Origin of the sequence: Chryseobacterium taeanense, from assembly GCF_900099685.1 — a bacterium.
Taxonomy (GTDB): Bacteria; Bacteroidota; Bacteroidia; order Flavobacteriales; family Weeksellaceae; genus Chryseobacterium; species Chryseobacterium taeanense.
In genome coordinates this window covers 132,707-152,169 of the sequence record NZ_FNDW01000002.1, presented here as the reverse complement: position 1 = coordinate 152,169, position 19,463 = coordinate 132,707, and the positions used below count along the sequence as shown (strand labels likewise).

At 39.4% G+C, this 19,463-nt stretch carries 10 protein-coding genes; all 10 read right to left on the bottom strand.

Annotated features, from left to right (window positions below; all coding sequences use genetic code 11):
• Positions 1-220: 220 nt before the first annotated feature.
• Positions 221-2,752 (bottom strand): glycosyl hydrolase 115 family protein, encoded by a 2,532-nt coding sequence (locus BLR30_RS03750; protein ID WP_089854976.1) that lies wholly within the window; start codon positions 2,750-2,752, stop codon positions 221-223.
• A 166-nt stretch (positions 2,753-2,918) separates the two neighbouring features.
• Complete coding sequence (locus BLR30_RS03745) at positions 2,919-4,808, bottom strand: sialate O-acetylesterase (protein ID WP_228400698.1); 1,890 nt, start codon at positions 4,806-4,808, stop codon at positions 2,919-2,921.
• 32 nt (positions 4,809-4,840) lie between these two features.
• Positions 4,841-6,781: a glycoside hydrolase family 97 protein gene (locus BLR30_RS03740; protein WP_228400697.1), complete on the bottom strand. Its 1,941-nt coding sequence runs from the start codon at positions 6,779-6,781 to the stop codon at positions 4,841-4,843.
• A 2-nt stretch (positions 6,782-6,783) separates the two neighbouring features.
• Complete coding sequence (locus tag BLR30_RS03735; RefSeq protein WP_089854970.1) at positions 6,784-8,160, bottom strand: glycoside hydrolase family 43 protein; 1,377 nt, start codon at positions 8,158-8,160, stop codon at positions 6,784-6,786.
• Positions 8,161-8,320: 160 nt separating this feature from the next.
• On the bottom strand, positions 8,321-9,727 hold the full coding sequence (locus tag BLR30_RS03730; protein ID WP_089854967.1) for a glycoside hydrolase family 43 protein: 1,407 nt from the start codon (positions 9,725-9,727) through the stop codon (positions 8,321-8,323).
• A gap of 6 nt (positions 9,728-9,733) precedes the next feature.
• Positions 9,734-11,758, bottom strand: coding sequence for an NPCBM/NEW2 domain-containing protein (locus BLR30_RS03725; protein ID WP_089855891.1), 2,025 nt, complete (start codon positions 11,756-11,758; stop codon positions 9,734-9,736).
• A gap of 16 nt (positions 11,759-11,774) precedes the next feature.
• Positions 11,775-13,142 (bottom strand): glycoside hydrolase family 43 protein, encoded by a 1,368-nt coding sequence (locus BLR30_RS03720; RefSeq protein ID WP_089854964.1) that lies wholly within the window; start codon positions 13,140-13,142, stop codon positions 11,775-11,777.
• A 16-nt stretch (positions 13,143-13,158) separates the two neighbouring features.
• Complete coding sequence (locus BLR30_RS03715) at positions 13,159-15,600, bottom strand: glycoside hydrolase family 31 protein (protein WP_089854961.1); 2,442 nt, start codon at positions 15,598-15,600, stop codon at positions 13,159-13,161.
• A gap of 91 nt (positions 15,601-15,691) precedes the next feature.
• Positions 15,692-17,617 (bottom strand): alpha/beta hydrolase-fold protein, encoded by a 1,926-nt coding sequence (locus BLR30_RS03710; protein ID WP_089854958.1) that lies wholly within the window; start codon positions 17,615-17,617, stop codon positions 15,692-15,694.
• A gap of 231 nt (positions 17,618-17,848) precedes the next feature.
• Positions 17,849-19,462 (bottom strand): glycoside hydrolase family 43 protein, encoded by a 1,614-nt coding sequence (locus BLR30_RS03705; protein WP_228400696.1) that lies wholly within the window; start codon positions 19,460-19,462, stop codon positions 17,849-17,851.
• Position 19,463 lies beyond the last annotated feature (1 nt).

Sequence of the window (19,463 nt, the reverse complement as noted above, 5' to 3'; positions counted from 1 at the left end):
GAACTGAAGAATATTTCACGTTTGTTTTCAAAATGATTCATTTGAAATTTTGTCATCAGAAAACCTTTCTGACCTTTTTAAGGCCAGGATAAAATTCTTTAAATAAAGTTGTTGTAATTCTTCCTGTATTTTATGACCGGCAGAGCAATCGATATTTAAACACGAAATGTAAATTGTGGAGTCATGGATTTATCATATAATGTGTGGGTTTGGTTGTACATTAGTTTTTGTGAATTATCTCACTTTCCGGCGGACCGAGATAAGTAGGTTTTAAGCCTCCTGTATCTATTACTATTTTTTCCAAAACAATTCCCGGTTCCAGAACTCTAAATCTTAACGTATGTTTTCCGGGTTGAAAAATCTGGTGTTTCGTTGTAGACCTGATGATATGTTCCGATTGCCATCTTCCCAGTTCTCCTCTGTAATGTCCGTTGAAATTAACAACCTGTGGAGTTTGTCCATCAAAAGAGATTTCGTAGCGTAATCCTTTATTATGATTGAAATTTAACGTTGGAGCAAGCAGCAACTGAACTTCAAACTCACCTTTGGTTTCAAAATTAATATCGTATTCCAGTTCAATGTTTTCATCCGGCTTCGGATAAGCATTTTGAGGAAAAGTAGTTACGCCGGATTTGGTTTTCCCGAAATCCTGAATTACTTCCCAATGGATTCGGTCTGAATTATTCATTCTTGCAAAATGTTCCGCTTCAATGGATACATAACCGTCTTTTTCCTGAAAGATCTTTTCTTTTGGAACATCAGCTTCAGCAATATATTTCACTTCCGGCATTATGTTTACTTTTCCGTCAAACCAGGCTTTGTAACCTATCTTCATCTGATCCATCATATGCGTCCATTTTCCGCCGGCAATTTCATTATTATACTTGTTGTCGAGATAAGCGTTTCTCTCAAAACATTCTTTGACCTTATCGGCATAGACATTAGCTTCAACATCTTTTTTAGCTGCCAATTCTTTGTTTTTTGCCACCGCATAATACATTTCATACAGATTGCTGCACGCATCAATCGGATATAAAACCAGCTGAAAGTACGCGTCCTGATATTCTGCCGGAATCTTCTCTTTCAAACGTAAAGCTTCTAATGCCAATGCTCGATAATCATTTAAAACCGTTTCAAATTCATTATAATTTTGAAGACTGTAAGTTTTCCAATCCAATGTTTCTGGCGTTACACGGCGGTTATATTTTGAATAAAGATTAATCATTTCCGCAATTTCTTTGGCATATTTTTCACCAAATTGCTGTGCAGCCCACTTTTCAGTATATTCTAAAAGATTTTTTGAATTAAATTGCTTTGGATTCCATGCCATTTCCAAGAAAAAGCTGATAGGAAATTCCATCGGCTTCAAATCCCCTACATTGACGACCCAAACCTTATCCACTTTATGTTCGTAGGAAAGATTCATCTGTTCCCAAACTCTCTGAATCGGACTGATATTAATCCATTTTGAATTTCTCGGTCCGCCCACGTAATCGAAGTGATAATACATTCCGTAACCGCCTTTATGAAGAGGCTTCGTAAGGTCGGGAAGCTTCCGCACATTTCCCCAGTTGTCATCACAGAACAATAAAATGACGTCGTCCGGAACCCGCATTCCTTTGTCATAATAATCCTGAACTTCTTTGTACAAAGCCCAAACCTGAGGTGTTTTTTCCGCTTTTTTTCCCGTTACATCAGCAATAATTTTTCGCTGGTCTTTCACAATTTTTTCAAGTAAGGAAATATTGGTTCCCTCTCCCATCGCTTCATCGCCGTCGCCACGCATTCCGACTGTTACTAATTTTTCCCAATTTTTGCTTCTTTCAATTCCTGCTTTCCAAAACTCTTGCAAAACTTTAGCATTTTTGGAATAATCCCAGACATTCGGAAGATTATTCTTCTTGATGTATCTATGCCAATCGGTTTGAGCCTGAGCCATCGGTTCGTGGTGAGAAGTTCCCATAATGATTCCCATTTCGTTGGCTAAAGGTCCGTTCAAAACGTCATCATCATAAAACGCTTTTCCCCACATTGCAGGCCAGATGTAGTTGCCTTTCATACGAAGAATCAATTCAAAAACTTTTTCGTAAAATTTAGAATTGATTCCACCAAAAGTCGCTCTTGCCCATCCTCCGAGTGAAGGTTCTTCATCATTCAGGAAAATTCCGCGATATTCTACAGCCGGTTCTCCATCAGTGTAAATTCCTTTTTTAAAATAGATACTTTCTTTTTTCTCAACCGGAACATCTGCCCAATAATACCAAGGTGAAACCCCGATTTGCTGCGACATTTCGTAGATTCCGTAAATGGTTCCGCGTTTGTCGCTTCCTGCAATCACAATCGCTTCGGAAACGCCGGGAAACGGATTGCTTACATTTTGAATGATATATTTTTCATTCTTTCCTTTGATTGAATTTCCATTAATTTTTTTAGCTTTAATTAAAGCATCAATGGTATTGCTTTTCCCGGCCTCACCAATAATGATAAGCATTCCATTCACTCCGGAATTTTGGGAAATAAGAGTAGGCTGAACCCCTGTTACTTTTTGAAAATCAGATTGAAGATTCGCAACCGCACGAAGAATTCCTTTATCCGAATCGCTATCCGAAAACAGCATCAAACCTGAATTGTGCTCTTTCAACACAACCGAATTTTCCGTTTTAGTAAAAGAAATAAAAGGGTCGGCGGCTTTTACAATCGTTGTAAAAACCAACGTTATCAAAAGAGAAAAATAGTTAAAAATCGTCTTCATAATCAATATTTTATGAGTATTTTATTTTAATATTTACTGATTTTTAGTCAGCTTGTGAAATTTTGAACACTAAGTTCACAAAGTTTTTATTAAAAAAAAGAATTGTTTTGAGACTCACAAAGCCGCTATCGCTTATAAAAGTCCACTATCAGTTTAATTATAAAAACTACCAATCATCCGTTCTGAATGGCGACGCCAGCAAACCTTCTTTATTTTGCAGATTAGCATCTTCGGGATTATTGCTCCACGCATATCGCACTGCAACCGGATTTTTGATTTCCTTGCTGGTTACAATGACTGTGTTGCCTTTAATTTTTGCATCAGCCCAGACAAATTTTTTGTCGCTTCCGGCAATTGCAAAATGTTTCAAATTTCCTGTTTTACTTTGAAGGCCACTTCCAACATTGTCAAACGAAAGGATGATATTAGAATTTTCTACCTTCATAGACTTGAAAACAGGACCACTGCTTACCAATTTTTCGCCATACACCAATTTTCGGGCAGCCAGAAATAGACGTTTTGCCATATCTTTTTTATTGAGAGGGTGAATGTCATTCCATTCGCCAATATCATAATTAACGCTCATTGCTGTGTACGGAACAGTCTGTGACGTTTTAAACTGAGCCTCACGAATTCCTGCCCATCCGCTTGGCGCATTCGGGTCGTTTGTTTTTTCCATAAAATTGGGAAGCTGAACCAATAAAAACGGCATCTGATTCCATTGAAATACTTCCCGCCAATTTTCGATAAGATTTTTCAGCAAACCTGCATAATCTTCGGATTGACCGGCATTGCTTTCGCCCTGATACCAGATAGCTCCCCGGACTTTGTAATCCCGAATCGGATAAATCATTCCGTTGTACAATCCGGAAGGCGCGCTTCTCAGGTTTTTCAGCTTCGATTTATATTCTTCGTCTTTACTTGTATCTCTTCCGATATTATATTTCCATTCGCCCGTTAAATCAACAACAACACCATCTCCAACAATTTTATACGGTTTATCAGCAACAAATTCTCCGTTTCCGAAATTGGAAGTCAGCTGAATGGCAATCGTATTTTTTCCCTGTTTTAAAATTCCGCCCGGAATATAATATTTCCTTGGTGGATACGTGTATGAAGTAGAACCTACGAATTTTCCATTTACAAAAACAGAATCGCTGTCCACCATTACTCCCAGATACAGACGGGCAAATTTTCCATCCATTGACGCAGGAAGTTCAAAGTTTTTCCGAAACCAGACCGTTCCTTTTGCGCGGATTCCATTATCTTTCCATTTTCCGGGAACTTTTGCCTTTTCCCAATTCCCGTCATTAAAATCCTTTTGATTCCAAAGATTTCTTCCTTGGTCCAGTTTTGAAGAATTGAGTGCTGACAATGCTTGTTTATCGATGATATCATCAGGAAAATTCTTAAGATGCTCCTGACTAACCCAACTCTGAATTACCGAACCACCCAAACTGGAGACCAGCATTCCCTGCGGAATTTTGCTGTGTTCATACGCTTCTACCGCATAGAAATACGCAAAGGCCGTCCAATTCATCACTTCCGAAGCGGTTCCGGTAAACCATTTTCCGCCGGATGCTATATTTTCCCGGACAGATTCCACAGTGTTCTGTGTAGGAACTTTGAAGTACCGGATTTTATTAAAATCAGAAACATTAATCTCCGGAAAACGGTCTGTTAACCGTGCAATAGGCGTTTCCATATTAGACTGTCCGGAAGCGAGCCAGACGTCTCCCACCAGAATATCCCGAATCGTAATTTCGTTAATTTCCATCATAAACGGTCCGCCTGCTTTCTGTGGTTTCAATTGAACAGACCATTTTCCGTTTTTGTCCGGTGATGTATTGTAGGTTTCATTTCGGAATTTGATGGTAATATTTTCGCCATTATCTGCCCAACCCCAAATTTTAAGCTCGACATCACGTTGTAAAACCATCTTATCACTTACCAAATCGGGAAGTTTAATTTTCCCGAAAGACAATTGATGGCTAAGAACAATCATCAAAAAGACAATTTTAAAAACCGTTGAGAATTTGAAATTTCTGGGTTCCATTTGAGGTTTATTTTTCGGGTTAAAATGAGATATTAATGAATTACAAATCCGCCTTTGGATTGAATTTCTATTTTGAGTTCTCCGTTTTTGCCAACAGTAATTGTTTTTTCAGAAGTCTCCCCTTTCGAATCATCATTGATGAATCTAACCGACTTTCCGGCAAGCATCGGAAGTTTTAAAGTAAGCTTCTGAACAGCATTTTCAGCGTTCACACCGGCAACATACCATTGATTCTGATGTCTTCTGGCAATCACGGAATATTTTCCCGGATATCCGTCGATGAACACTGTTTCGTCCCAAAGCGTCGGCACTTCTTTCATAAAATCGAGCTGGAATTTTGGAGCATCGGTCAGATTATTCGGCATTACGGCAAACATCTGAACCGGATTTTGAAACAGTACAGCAGTTGCCAACTGGAAACCGTCTGTTGTATATCTTTTGTTTTTATCCTTGTTGGATTTTGTTAAATATTTGTTGAGGAAAGTTCCGCCAAATTCCATGCTTCCGACTGTATTTCTGATGAAGGGATGCAACGTGGCAAAGAATGCCTCCTGTTTGCGGACATCTTCCGAAAAATAAAGCATTTCTGAAGCTAAAACCGCCTCACTTCCGGCATAATTCGGGTACATTACTTCCCAGCCTCTCGGCAAAGTTGCTCCATGAAAAATAATCTTTAATCCAAAATCATTGGCATCAGACAAAATATCTTCGTAAAGACGCATCGTTTCCTGTTTGTCGCCACCAAAGAAATCGACTTTCAGACCTTTTACACCAATATCTTTAAGCCATTTCATTTCTTTTTTTCGTTCAATCGCTGAACTCATTTTGTTTCTCGGTCCCATTGGCGCATCATTCGCAGCACCGTTGGAATTATACCAAAGCAATACTCCGACATTTTTGGATTTGGCATATTGAATAAGGTCTTTCATTCTTTCTTTTCCGATATTTTTATCCCAAAGCGCATCAATTAAAATATATTCATAACCAAGTTTTGATGCTAAATCGATAAAGAGACTCTGGTCTTCATAATTCATACTGTTGTCCTGCCACAAAATCCAGCTCCAGGTCGATTTTCCGAAAGAATATTTTTGTGAGGTTTCATACATCGGTTCTACGACATCAAAAGGAATCGTCGTTTCAACAATCGGTTTCAGGGAATCGCCAATGGTGATAGTTCTCCAAGGTGTTTTTCCCGGAAGCGAAATGGCAGCTCCGGTACTTCCGAAACCGTTGTTTTCTGCCATATTCGGATAAGCAACCTGGTAAAGATTTTTTTCTGAAGTCGTATCCAAATGAGAAGCGCAGTACAAACTGTTCACTCCTGTTTCAGACAATAAAATCCAGCCGTCATTTCCGATATGAAATAGTCCAGGGAAAACATAACCATAATCGGCTTTTGTTCCTAATTCCGCATCTGCTTTGTAACCGCTTTCGTAGCTTGGAGCGGTTCTTGCAAAACCTGTCATCGGCTTCATCATTGGAGAAAGGAAAGTTGTGGTCTGAGACGGAAATCTGTAACCCGTAATTTCCGATTGTACAACTGCACTCAAACGGTCTTTCATCGGCTGAATCTCATATCTTAAAGCCAAGTTATTGTCGCTCACCTGAAATTCAATTCCGATATTGAAGTTATCTGCATTGGTAAAATTGACTATCAGAGTATTAGCCGCATAATTAACCTGTGATTTTTTGATTTTTTCGTTTGTATAATTTTTCGAAATCTGGTCTTTTTTGCTGTTAATAAACTTTAAATTTTTAGAAAAATCAGATTCATTGGTGATTAAGCCTAAAGGTGATTTTTCCAACATTATTTTTCCTTGAAAAGTAACATTATAGAATGCTTTTCCATTATCTGAAAAGACATTCAGTTTCAATTTTCCGTCGGGACTGGAGATTTCTGCAACCTGTGCAAAAACAGTATTCATAATCAGAATACTAAAGGCGAGTGATAGTTTTAAAAAAAATTTAATCATAATTAATGAGTTTCAAGAAAAGTCCAATAATCGAAAAACATAATATCTTTTGCTGCTTTTCCATTACATACAAAATACACATCGTGAACACCGGTAATTTTTTCCTTTACTTCAGTTTTCACAGTTTCCCAACGGTCGTCTCCGCCAGTCAACGGAACTTTTACCGTGGCGATAACCGGTCCGCTTACACTGTCCAAATGAACGTCCATCGTCACATCGCTGTTGTGTGTCGTTCCAACTCTAGCCGAAAATACTGATGCTCCTTTTTTACCGAAATTCACATTTTTCACGCTGGTGTAAGCGCCGTTTTTTTTAGCTTTGATGAAGACACCTGCTTCTTTGTTCTGATAAGCTTTCACATTTTCAGACCACGCAATCATTTCTGCCTGATTGAAAGCATAAGGATTAACCGATGCAATCGCTTTGGTAATGCCATTCGTCATTTTAATGGGTGAAATAGAACCGTCTTTGTTGAAGTTAAGTTCCTCAACACTTACCGACCTTGTGAAACCGCTTCCTCCCGGCAAAGCGCCGTTGTGATAAAAGAAATAGGTTTTTCCTCTGAAATCGACAATTCCGGGATGGTTGGTGAAAGATTTTCCTTCGGTTGGCATTATGATTCCGCCGTATTTCCACGGTCCCTGTGCACTTTTGCTGGTTGAATATCCGATGAATTCAGGGAGCGGACCGCCCGGCCAGAACAGATAATACAGATTTTTTCTTTTGTACAGCCAGGGTCCTTCCTCGTATTTTGTAGGTCTTTCCGGGTTTTCTTTTCCGTCTCTTTTTCCGAAAGATTCTGCGGTCATTGGCACTTCCACAATATCGCCGGAATAGGAAATCATATCCTGATTGAGCTTAACCATTTTAAGTTTCGGATTTCCCCAATACATATAGGCCTGACCGTCGTCATCAATAAAAACCGTCGGGTCAATATCGCCCCATTCACTCTGAACCAATGGTTTTCCAAGCGGGTCATGAAATGGGCCAAACGGACTGTCACCCACCGCAACACCAATTGCTCCTTTGTTGTTGGTTTTGGACCACATCGGAACATACATAAAAAATTTGCCGCTTCTTTCCACGCATTGCGCTGCCCAGGCATCACGTTTTGCCCAGTCGAAATCTTTATAGCTCAGAATGCTTCCGTGGTCGGTCCAGTTCACCATATCGTTGGTGGAATAGACTTTCCAGTCGTTCATCACAAACCAGGTGGAATCGTCTTCATCGTGGGTGGTGTAGACATAAAGCCTGTCGTTATACACCATCGGCGCAGGATCTGCCGTATAATTGGTCTGAATAATAGGATTCTGAGAAAATAATATTCCCGAATATGCTATTAAACAGAGATTGAGTATTGTTTTTATTGTTTTTTTCATATTTAACTTTTTTGAACACTAAGGACACAAAGTTTTTTACAAATATTTTTTTAGTCTCACAAAGCCGCTAACGCTTATAAAAGTCTCGCTATTAACCACCCCGTCAAAAATTCTTTGAATTTTTGACACCCCTCCAGAGGAGGGGAATTTTTCTTACATTTTATTTTTTCTGAAAATTCCAATGGTCGAAATTGAAAAGGACTCTTCCGGCTGTAATGTTTTTACCTTTAAAGACAAAATATACATCGTGAACGCCGGAAACCGATTCTGAAATTTTGGATGTCAGGGTTTTAAATTCTTCCCAACCTCCGGTTCTCGGAACTTCAATCTCGGCAATTTTATTTCCATCCAATTTATCTAATCTGACTTCTAAGATTCCTCCGTCAACACCTGCGGCAATTGACGCTGAAAATTCAGAGGCTCCTTTTTCAAAATCTACCGAACGAACTTTGATATAACCTCCCACTCTGGCATCGGAAACATAAACCCCTGTCTTTTTGTTTTCGGAAGTGCTGCATTTCTCTGACCAGGCTATTGTTTCCGCTTCGTTTCTTTTATAGGGATTGAGTGTTGCAACCGGATTTACGCCCTCTTTGGTCATTGCAATTTTCGGAACGCTGCCATCCTGATTGTATTTGAATTCTTCAATAGATGTTGACCTTCCATAACTTCCTGCGCCGGGCAATAATCCTGTGTGATAGAACAGGTAGGATTTCCCTTTAAAATCGATAATTCCGCCGTGGTTGGTAAAACTATTGGTTGGCTGGCCAGTCATTATTTTTCCCTGATATTTCCACGGTCCTGTTGGTGAATCGCTTATGGAATAAGACAGACATTCGGTTCGGTCGGTCATCCCGGCGTACATCATATAATATTGCTTGTTGCGTTTGTAGAACCAAGGTCCTTCCACAAAAACATCTTTAAACTGTTCCTGTTTCTGCAAAACCTCATCGCTTCTTCCGGGACGTCTCAATCCGCCAAAAGCTTCCACCGACTGTGGAATTTCGGTGATTTTTCCATCATAGGAAACCATATCTTTGTTGAGCTTCACATAAAATAATTTGCTGTTCCCCCAATACAAATAGGCTTGTCCGTCATCATCAATAAAAACCGTCGGGTCGATATTATCCCAGGTTCCCGTTGTCACCAATGGTTTTCCCAGCGCATCTTTAAACGGACCTGTCGGACTGTCTGACACTGCAACGCCAATCGCCATATTATTATCCACGGTCTGAACGCAGATGTACCAATAGAATTTGCCGTTACTTTCAATGCATTGCGCCGCCCAGGCTCTGTCACGGGCCCAGCTGAAAGATTCCAGCGAAAGCGGAGAACCGTGGTCGGTCCAGTTGACCATATCATCCGACGAGTACACTCTCCATTTCGTCATATAATAAAAATCATAGCCGGGAATATCGTCTCCGGTGTAGACATACATTTTATTTTTGTACACCATCGGCGCAGGGTCCGGTGTAAAATGAGTCTGGATTACGGGATTTTGGGCAGAAATATAAATTCCTGATAGCAAAAATGATAGAGCGATATATTTTGATTTTAATTGAATCATATTTAATTATTTTGATGAAGTAAATTTATAATAAGCCACACCGTGCGCCGGAATATCCAATGATAATGCCTGATTTGATGTATTGATTTTCACAATATCCTTCTGTCTCCAGATATCTCTTACGTTTTGACGACTGGAAATTCCGAGCTGCCTGAAATCTTTGTAAGACATATTCACTTTTTCCCTTCCGAAATTGGCAAAAGCCACCGCTTTTCCGCCGTCTTCAAGGTCTTTTACATAAATTTTCAATTCGCCAATGGTCTGCAGACAAACTCCCTGTTTTCCCAGAGCATCCTGATTGACGGCGATAACTTCATCATTCGTTAAAAGATTTAAAGTAAAATCATCAAGTTTCTCGAGGTCGCAACCAATCAGTAATGGTGCTGAAAATATGCTCCAAAGACTGATATGTAAATATTGTTCATCCGGTTTCAATCGGCTCTGGTGTGGATTTCCCCAACCTACGACGCCTACCACCAACATATCCGGGTCGTTCCAGTTTCCAGGTTTTGCGTAAGGAGCGGCTTTATCCTGAGCCAAAGCAATATTTTTAACACTCGCCCAGGTATCGGTAATGTCATTGGTCGTTCGCCAAGATTGCGCATCCGCATCATTTCCCCACTTCCAGACATCGCCCATTCCGTATTGACAAAGATTATACACAATATCACGAGGCTGATTTTTTAATAAATCTCCCATCAGTTTAAATGGTTTCACGCCTTTATCCAAATCTCCTCCACCCTGAAAATTGAGTGAAGAAACTTTGTTTGGGTCATTATCGGGCAAACCATCAATCACACCTCCGTAACTGCACCAATCGTATTTCAGATAATCGATTCCCCATTTAGCGTAGCTTTCGGCATCCTGCTTTTCGTAGCCGTAGCTTCCTGCGCAACCGCCGCAAGTCCAGGGTCCGGGAGAGGAATAGATTCCTGCTTTCAAACCTTTTGAATGAAAGTAATCGGTTAATCCCTTCATATCCGGAAATTTTGAATTGGTCAGAATATAACCGTTTTCATCACGCATTTTCCCTTTGAAAGACGGGTCTTTTCCGTCTCTGTTAAATTGCCACGAATCATCGATGTTGATGTAGTTCCAGCCGTGGTTTACCAATCCTGTTTTAATCAAAGCATCCGCAGCTCGTTTCACTTTGTCGGCCGAAACTTCGTGTCCGAAACAATTCCAGCTATTCCATCCCATTGTTGGTGTCAAAGCTATTTTGTCACCGCTTTCGATTCTTAATTTCTTTGAAACCGAGCCTTTAGCATTTTTAGCTGATAAAAGGACCTCATAGGTTCCTTTCGTATCTATTTTTCCGGTGATGATTCCAGTTTGTGAATCTATTGTTAAACCTTTCGGAAGATTTTTCGCCGTAAAAGTCATCGGTCTGTCACCCGTTGCTGCAACCCTGAACAAAAAAGGTGAGCCGGGACGAACGCCGTAAACGCCTGCTGAATTAATTTTTGGCGTTGCCGCAGGTTTTGGTGTCAAAATATAAGGTACTGATGAAATCGGATTAAATGTTATCAGTTTTGCACCTTCTGCTGTTTCAAATTTGGCACCTGCCCAATCAGCGTGGTCATAATAAGGTCCGTTTCCGCCGTCTGTTACGACTAATTCTAATTGTTTTACACCTTCCAGCAAAACAGAAACAAGCTTTGCTTTGTCGCCCAAATGCATTATTCCGCTTGACCACAGTTTTTTGTTGTCGCCATAAATCTCGAATTCCACTGCGGGTTCGTGGCCTTTCATTTCATCATCCAGTCCCACCATTGCGGAAAAGTTTTTTGCTTTGCCATTTAATTTAATCAACAAAGAACTTTCGGCGTGTGTTCCGAAACCTCTTTTGAAAACTTCGCCGGCAATGGTTATAGGTTTTCCGTCCACCGAAGTATTGATGCCCGGTTTTCCGTGCCCTTGTGTTGCCACACTCAAATCCAACTGGTCTAGCCAAACGGTTGATTGCGCTTTGGAAATATTTCCCGACAGCAAAAATGTTACAGCAATTAAAAGTATTTTAGTCTTCAACATTATTAAAAATTTGGATTTAATTAAACTTCCACCAATCAAAATAGAAAAGGTCTTTTTCACCTTTAAATACAAAATACAAATCGTGGATTCCTTTTACACTTTTCAGAGGTGTATTAATGGTTTTATATAAGTCGCCCTCACCTTTTCCTGTAACGTTAACAACTCCCAGCAATGGTCCATTAAGAGCATCTGAACGCACTTCTATTTTTCCTCCATAGAGAGAAGCAACATTTACATCCAAAGATTTTATGCCTTTAGAAAAATCTACTCCTTGGATTTTAATATAATCACCATTGTTAATTGAGGTAACGATGACGCGGTCTGTGATTTTTTTACCTCTGTTATAGGGTTGATTACGTTCCCATTCTGTGACCATTTCTGTTTTCAGACCTTCGCTGTAAGCCATCGTTTCTGCTTCAACTTTTTTATAAGGATTCAGAGTACCCACTCTTTTTGCACCATCCGTAGTCCAGAAAGGAAGCTTCTGAATGGTTCCATCTGCATTGTAGGTAATTTCTGTGACACTAACAGACCGACGTTCGTAATGTTTGCTCATCGTCTGCATTCTAAGCATATGATTAAATCCGAAAACATAAGATTTGCCTTTGAAATCTATGATACCGGGATGATTTCCGCTGGATCTCTGGTCGCCATCCATTATTACACCTCCATAATTCCAAGGACCTGTAGGCGATTTTGCCATTGCATAACCAATCCCTTCCGGACAACATTTAGAAGCATAAGCCATATAGTAGATTCCGTTTCTTTTCCACGCCCAAGGTCCCTCCTGATATTTGAAAGGATCTGGCTGGTCTTTGACCTTCGCAAACGAAGGGTCTTTGGTAATTGGTCCGGCAAGAGATATCATATCTTCATTCAGTTTAGCATACCAAAGATTCGGATTTCCCCAGTACAGATAAGCCTGCCCGTCGTCGTCAATTAAAACTGTGGGATCGATGTCATCCAGAGAATTTTTTATTAAAGGCTTGCCAATAGGATCGGTGAAAGGACCATACGGACTGTCCGCCACCAAGACCCCAATACCCATATTGTTGGGCATTGGACAATACATATAGAATTTTCCTTTTCTTTCAACAACCTGTGGCGCCCAGGCACCGTTGTCGGTATTTACCCATTTAAAATCCTTGAGCGAAGCCACTACACCGTGGTCTGTCCAATTGACCATATCTGTGGAAGTGTATAGCAACCAGTCTTTCATTTTGAATCCGAAAGCATCATCTTCATCATGGCTGGTGTAAAGAAAAACGGTATCTTTATAAACCATTGGCGCAGGGTCCGCTGTAAACTTTGTCTGGATGATGGGATTTTGAGCGAAGGAAATCTGAAAAAATCCTAAAATCGTTATTAAATTTAAAAATTTCATAGTCAATGCTTTAAGATTATTTAAAACTTACATTTATCTTTTTCCCGGAATAACTCACCGATTTTTGTTGACCATCAGGAAACATTACATTGAAATTCCGTTTATCAATCATTCCTTTAAAATTTCCTTTTCGGGAATCTATCGTCAAGGTTTTTGATTTTTCGTTCCAGTGGAAAGGGATTTCAGTATAGTCTCCTTTTTCGTAGTTATAATTATCGAATTCATCCTCATACAAGACGAAATCTGCATCTGTCCCCTGATAGATTTTTACCGTAAGGTTATCCCATTTTTTCTCGGTAGCATATTGTACATCAGGACCAAAAGGAATGATACTTCCCGCTTTTACATATAATGGAATGCTTTGAAGATTAACGGATTTTTCAATTTCCTGACCGCCTTTGTATTTTTCATTCGTCCAGAAATCAAACCAATCTGAACCTGCCGGAAGGTAAACTTTAACGGTTTTATTTTGATTGAAATCTATATTGGAAAGAGAATTTTCCTTTGTTTCATCTTTTTTATCCCAACCTTGATTTTCATCGGTTTTTACTATTTTTTCGGGGGTATATTGAGCATTTAGAATAGGCGCAACCAGAAATGATTTACCGAAAAGGTATTCATTGTTGATATTCCAGGTTTTTTGGTCTGATGAAAAATCCATCGACAAAGCTCTCAAAAAACTCGAATTATTTTTTGAAACATCCCAGGAAGCGGAATAAATGTAGGGCAACAAGCTGTAACGCAATTTGATGAATTTCTCTATCACATCATAAACCAAATCACCTTTTTGTCCAAATTGGTAAATTTCTCTGGGCACGTCGGTTCCGTGAGAACGCATCATTGGTGTAAAAGTGCCATATTGCAACCAACGCACGTACAATTCCTGGAACATTTTGTTCTGTGGACCGCCGTTTCTTTTGTAAACACCACCGAAAAATCCACCGATGTCAGAATTGAAATTTGGGTTTCCTGTCAAGCTGAAATTCAATCCCGCTGGAACCTGATTTCTCAGTGACTCCCATGAAGAATTGACATCGCCCGACCAAGTATTAGCTGCGTATCTTTGCTGTCCTGCAAAAGCTGACCTTGTTAAAATAAAAACCCTTTTATCACTAGTAGTTTCACGCTGATGGTCGTAAACGCCGCCAACTGTCATCAGCGGATACGCATTTCTCACTTTTCGGAATGAGCCGAGGTACGTTTTGGTATCCAAATCTTCCGGTTTTTGGCTGAGATGGTCGGGTTCCGTAGAATCCATCCACCAAGAATCTACACCAATACTGAAAACACCTTTGTTTAAATATTTCCAGTAAATATTTCTGGCTTCGGAATTGTAAGCATCGTAAACACGAACTCCGGAAGGATAATTCATATCTGGAGGCCAAACTTCTCGACCAGATTCCGGCCAGGTTTTGAAATTGAACAGCATCCCTTTTTTATCCATTTCACGGTACGGATTCGTCATCGGACCGAAAGACGACCAGATGGAAACGGAAAGATGCGCATTCATATCGTGAATGTCCTGTATCATTTTTTTGGCATCGGGAAAATCGGGGCTGATAAAATCCATCGCATTCCACTGATAATTGTTTCCCCAGTATTGCCAATCCTGAATAATTCCATCTAAAGGAACTTTCAAATCACGGTATTTTTTAACTACATCCAAAAGCTCATCCTGACTTTTGTAGCGCTCTTTGCTTTGCCAATAACCATAAGTCCATAAAGGAATCATCGGCACTTTTCCTGTCAGATTTCGCATTCCGGCAACTACACCATCCGCATTTTTTCCGTAGATAAAATAATAATCAACACCTTCCCCAACTTCCGATGAGAACGAAGTCTTGTCCGGCTTATCAGTAAATTGAGTCGGAGAATAATTATCCCAAAAAACTCCATAACCTTTTACAGACTGAAAAAACGGCACAAAATCCCAGGTGTTATTCTGAATCATTTTTACATCCGTATTCCGCTGAGACATTTTTCCGTTCTGTAAAATTCCTAAACCGTAGATGGGTTCGTCTTTTTCCAGTTGAAATGACTGTGTCACCGAATAAGTCGGGTTTCCTGCATCATTAAAAGGTTTGAAATCGCTTCCGGTTTCCTTTAATAGTTCTTTTCCTGAAGATGATTTGTAAGTAATCTTACCATTTTTAGCATCAATGAAAATATTTAAATCATTTGTTTTTAATGAAATAACATGATTACTTTCTGAAACTGAAAATCTGGTTTTCTGTTCTTGTTTAATGACCGATAAACTATTTTTGACAAATGATTTTCCGGCGGGATATTTAATAACTCTAATCGTATTTTCTCCATACAATTTCAATTCGACATTCAGATTATCCGTAGAAAATTTCAATCCCGAATCTGTTTTCTGATAAGATTGTGCATTGATATTTCCCGACACGATAATGACCGTGATTATAAGTGTTTTGATTTTTATTCTGTTGAAATTCATTGTATAGGATTTTGGATTAAAACATTAAGAAGCCTTTAGGTTCGACGGAATCAAATTAAGCTTAAGATTTTTAGATTATTTACTCTAAAATTTATTTAAAAAGTTCCTGTGCAAACTGATGCAGACTGTCTCTCCAAACCGGCCAGCTGTGACCTCCCGGATAATCCCTATACGAATATTTAATTCCGATTTTGTCCAGTTCTTTCAGCATTTTCTGACCATTTTCGTAAGCGATATCTTCTTTTCCGCCCATTGAAATCCAGAAATTTTTGACGTTGGATGAAAAGGCAGATTTATTTTCATTTAAAAATTTGTATTGTTTATCGGCAACGTCCTGAAGCATCGGCAACATATATCCTGAACTGAAAACACCCAGACCAGAGAACATATCAGAATTCTGAATTCCTGCATACAATGTATAAATCCCGCCCATTGAAAGTCCGGCTAAAGCGCGGTTTTCTTCACCTTTTTTAATTCTGTAATTGGATTCAGCAAATGGGATGATGGATTCTTTCAGTTCTCTTTCAAACATCTGAAGATTGCGCTCGCCAAAATTTCGGATTCTGCCTTGTCCGATATTGGCATCCGGCATAACGATGACCATCTTTTTCGCTTTACCTTCCGCAATCAGGTTATCCAAAATCAGATTGGTTTTACCCTGATTCGCCCAACCGCTTTCATCTTCTCCTCCGCCGTGTAAAATATACAATGCCGGATAAGATTCAGAAGAATTTTGGTCGTAACCCGGTGGCGTGTAAATGAAAACCCGTCTCCAAGAATTAGTGACTTTGGAATAGAAATTTTTGATGCGGATGTCACCGTGCGGAACGTCTTTTAATGCATAAAAATCATCGCCGTCAAAAGGAATATCGATTCCACTGGCGTATCTTCCCATTCCATAAAAGGTTTGGCTTGAAGGATCTGCGACCGCAACTCCATCAATTAACAAGGAATAATAATGGAAACTTCCGCTTTGAGGCTCGGTGGTTCCCGTCCAGAAGCCTTCGGTGTCTTTTTTAAGGTCGTATTTTTTGCCTAAATCGATCTGAACTTTTTGCGCTTCCGGTGCTTTTACCTTGAACATTACTCTTCCATCGGGAAGGATTTGAGGATACTGCGCATTCCTGATATTGGTTGCAGCAGGCGTTCCTAACACGGTAAAATTGTCAAATTGTGTTTTATCAACAGGCTTAAATAACAGCTGTGAAAAGATGTACAAATCATTTTTCCAGACTTTGAAATCGTGACCGCCCGGCTCAATGTAGAAGATATGCGGGATTTTATTTTTTTTCAGATAATCGCTGGTTCTTTTGCTGAAAGGCATTAATCCATCTGCATCGCCACAGGAAATAAAAATAAGCTTCATTTTCAGTGCTTCCTGAGGATTTGGCAGAAGCTGAGTCGGTTCCATGGTGTTGGGAGCCGAAGAAAATGCGCCCAGCCATGCAAATTTATCAATGTTTCCGAAAGCAAAATTCTGTGTTTGTCCACCTCCCATCGACAAACCGGCTAAAGCTCTGTTTTCACGGTCTTTTTTGACCGGATATTTTTTCTCTACAAACGGAATCAGGTCATTCAGCAAATCTTTTTCAAATGTTGCGAAAGCTTCAACTTTGTCCGGAGCCATAATATTTCCTGTTGCTCTGTCATCTTTCATTGCACGGCCATTCGGCAAAACAACAATCATCGGCTGCAGTTTTCCCTGTGCGTAGAGATTGTCCAAGATAACATTCGGCTTCCCTTGGTTAAACCATTCTTTTTCATCTCCGCCAATGCCGTGAAGAAGATAAAGAACGGGATATTTTTCCCCTTTTTTGAATCCCGGCGGTGTGTAAACCAAAGCTTTTCTTGTGGTTCCGACCGTTTTTGAAACATATTGAATCGTATCAATTTTTCCGTGAGGAATGGTTGGGTTTTCAATGTCAAAACCTTGTGGTGCCTGTCTGTCAGTATTTTGAGCGGAAACAAACATTCCCGACACCAAAAAAGTCACCATGAGAAGTATTGAGTTTTTCATATATTATTATTTGTAATTTTTACACTTATTAATTTAGGCAAAAAAATAAGACCAGCAAGGTTTATCTTTTTTACATTTTATCATTGGTTTTTTGACTCAACAGGTCGCCTCTATGAGGCTTTGTCTGTGATTTATAACTATTTGCTATTAACATTTCGCTCCTACGGAGCTTTTCATATCTAATCGTCTTTAAATTAAATCAATCAGAATAAAGCAGAAACCTTTTTGCTTTTATTGGTCTGAAGTTTTATTCACTCTGAAAAAATCAACATCTACAAAACCTCCCGGATTTTTGGTTGCATAATTGAAAATCGCAAACTTGGAACCCATAAAAAATCTTCGGTAATCGAAAATCATTTTGTAATCTTTTGCCATTTCAGTCCAGTTTTTTTGGTCGGTGCTGTAATAAAAATCGGCCAGGTCTTTTCCGAGATTAAAATCGGCATCAATTTTAAAATAAACTTTGTCCGAGTTTAATGGGATTCTCTTTTTTTCATCTTTTTTAACACCTGTAACCGCCTTAGTTTTATTATCTAAACTGACTTCATTCGTTGAAAAGACAATAAACTTTTTACCATCTTCCATTACCACAGACAAAATTCCGGAATCACCGTTGAAAGCACTGAAACCTGCAACATCGCCATCTCTCATACCTTTCACATCCAAAGCAACAATACCACTGGATTTCGGGCCTTCCATTCTTTGTGTCAGTGTATTTGGAGCGAGGTACAGATTATCAACGACTCTATTCGTTTTTAACCTTAAAAAGCCTTTCCTGTCGGATAAAGACCAAGCTGAATTGACAGGATTATGATTCCACTGCCACTGGATTTTCATTTTTTTATCTGAAAATTCATCACTTTCCACCAAATGGTTTTTCGGCTTGAACGTTGCAAACGGAACTTCTCCTTTCAATGGCACTTTTCCGTTGTCACCTAAAATTGGCCAGTCGTTTTCCCATTTCACAGGAAGCAAAATAGGAACCCTTCCTACTCCATTTCTATCCTGGAAAATCAGTGAATACCAATTTCCATTTTTATCGTCAATCAAAGCACCTTGTCCGGCATAGGAAAATCCAAGAAAATTGTCTTCAAGAATGACTTTTTTCTCATAAGGTCCGGTTACTTTATCAGCTCTGTAAACTTCCTGACGACGTTTTCCGCCTCTCGGCCAGGAAATCATCATCATATAATATTTACCGTCTTTCTTAATGATTTGATTACCTTCCAAAAGTCCGGTTTCCGAAGCATCTTTCTGAAATACTTCCGTTCCGTCTTGATTTCCGATAATGGTTTTAAAATCCGGACTTAGCTCAAAAACTTTGTTGGAAGTAAAAACGTAAACCCGATCGTCATCATCGAAAAGCAAAGACGCATCATGAAAATGTCTTGTTCTTGTAATGAGTTTCCAATTGCCTTTTTCAGGATTATCGGTCACATAAAAATAGGATTTGAAAGGCTCGTCATTTGGGGAAAACAAAACGTAATATTTTCCTTTGTGATAGCGGATGGAAGATGCCCACTGTCCGCGACCGTAAACGCTCCCGTTTATTAAATCATATTTAGAATTATCATTCAATGTATTAAAAACATAGCTTGACATTTCCCAATGTACCAAATCTCTGGAATGCATAACCGGAGCTCCAGGCATCAGGTGCATTGTTGTGCTTATCAGATAAAAATCATCGCCGTTCTGGGTAATGGATAAATCCGGAACATCTGCCCAAATGATTGGATTTTTAAACTCGGTTACTTTCTGGGGAAAAGGGTTTATCTGGGCTGAAAGTTGATTCAGCCCGATAAATCCCAAAAAAGAAACTATATAAAATGATTTTTTAATATTCACG

What these genes read in the sequence shown, in the direction of transcription:
- BLR30_RS03750 (WP_089854976.1), bottom strand. Translation starts at nt 2,752, where the DNA reads ATGAAGACGATTTTTAACTATTTTTCTCTTTTGATAACGTTGGTTTTT.
- BLR30_RS03735 (WP_089854970.1), bottom strand. Translation starts at nt 8,160, where the DNA reads ATGAAAAAAACAATAAAAACAATACTCAATCTCTGTTTAATAGCATAT.
- BLR30_RS03720 (WP_089854964.1), bottom strand. Translation starts at nt 13,142, where the DNA reads ATGAAATTTTTAAATTTAATAACGATTTTAGGATTTTTTCAGATTTCC.
- BLR30_RS03745 (WP_228400698.1), bottom strand. Translation starts at nt 4,808, where the DNA reads ATGGAACCCAGAAATTTCAAATTCTCAACGGTTTTTAAAATTGTCTTT.
- BLR30_RS03725 (WP_089855891.1), bottom strand. Translation starts at nt 11,758, where the DNA reads ATGTTGAAGACTAAAATACTTTTAATTGCTGTAACATTTTTGCTGTCG.
- BLR30_RS03710 (WP_089854958.1), bottom strand. Translation starts at nt 17,617, where the DNA reads ATGAAAAACTCAATACTTCTCATGGTGACTTTTTTGGTGTCGGGAATG.
- BLR30_RS03715 (WP_089854961.1), bottom strand. Translation starts at nt 15,600, where the DNA reads ATGAATTTCAACAGAATAAAAATCAAAACACTTATAATCACGGTCATT.
- BLR30_RS03730 (WP_089854967.1), bottom strand. Translation starts at nt 9,727, where the DNA reads ATGATTCAATTAAAATCAAAATATATCGCTCTATCATTTTTGCTATCA.
- BLR30_RS03740 (WP_228400697.1), bottom strand. Translation starts at nt 6,781, where the DNA reads ATGATTAAATTTTTTTTAAAACTATCACTCGCCTTTAGTATTCTGATT.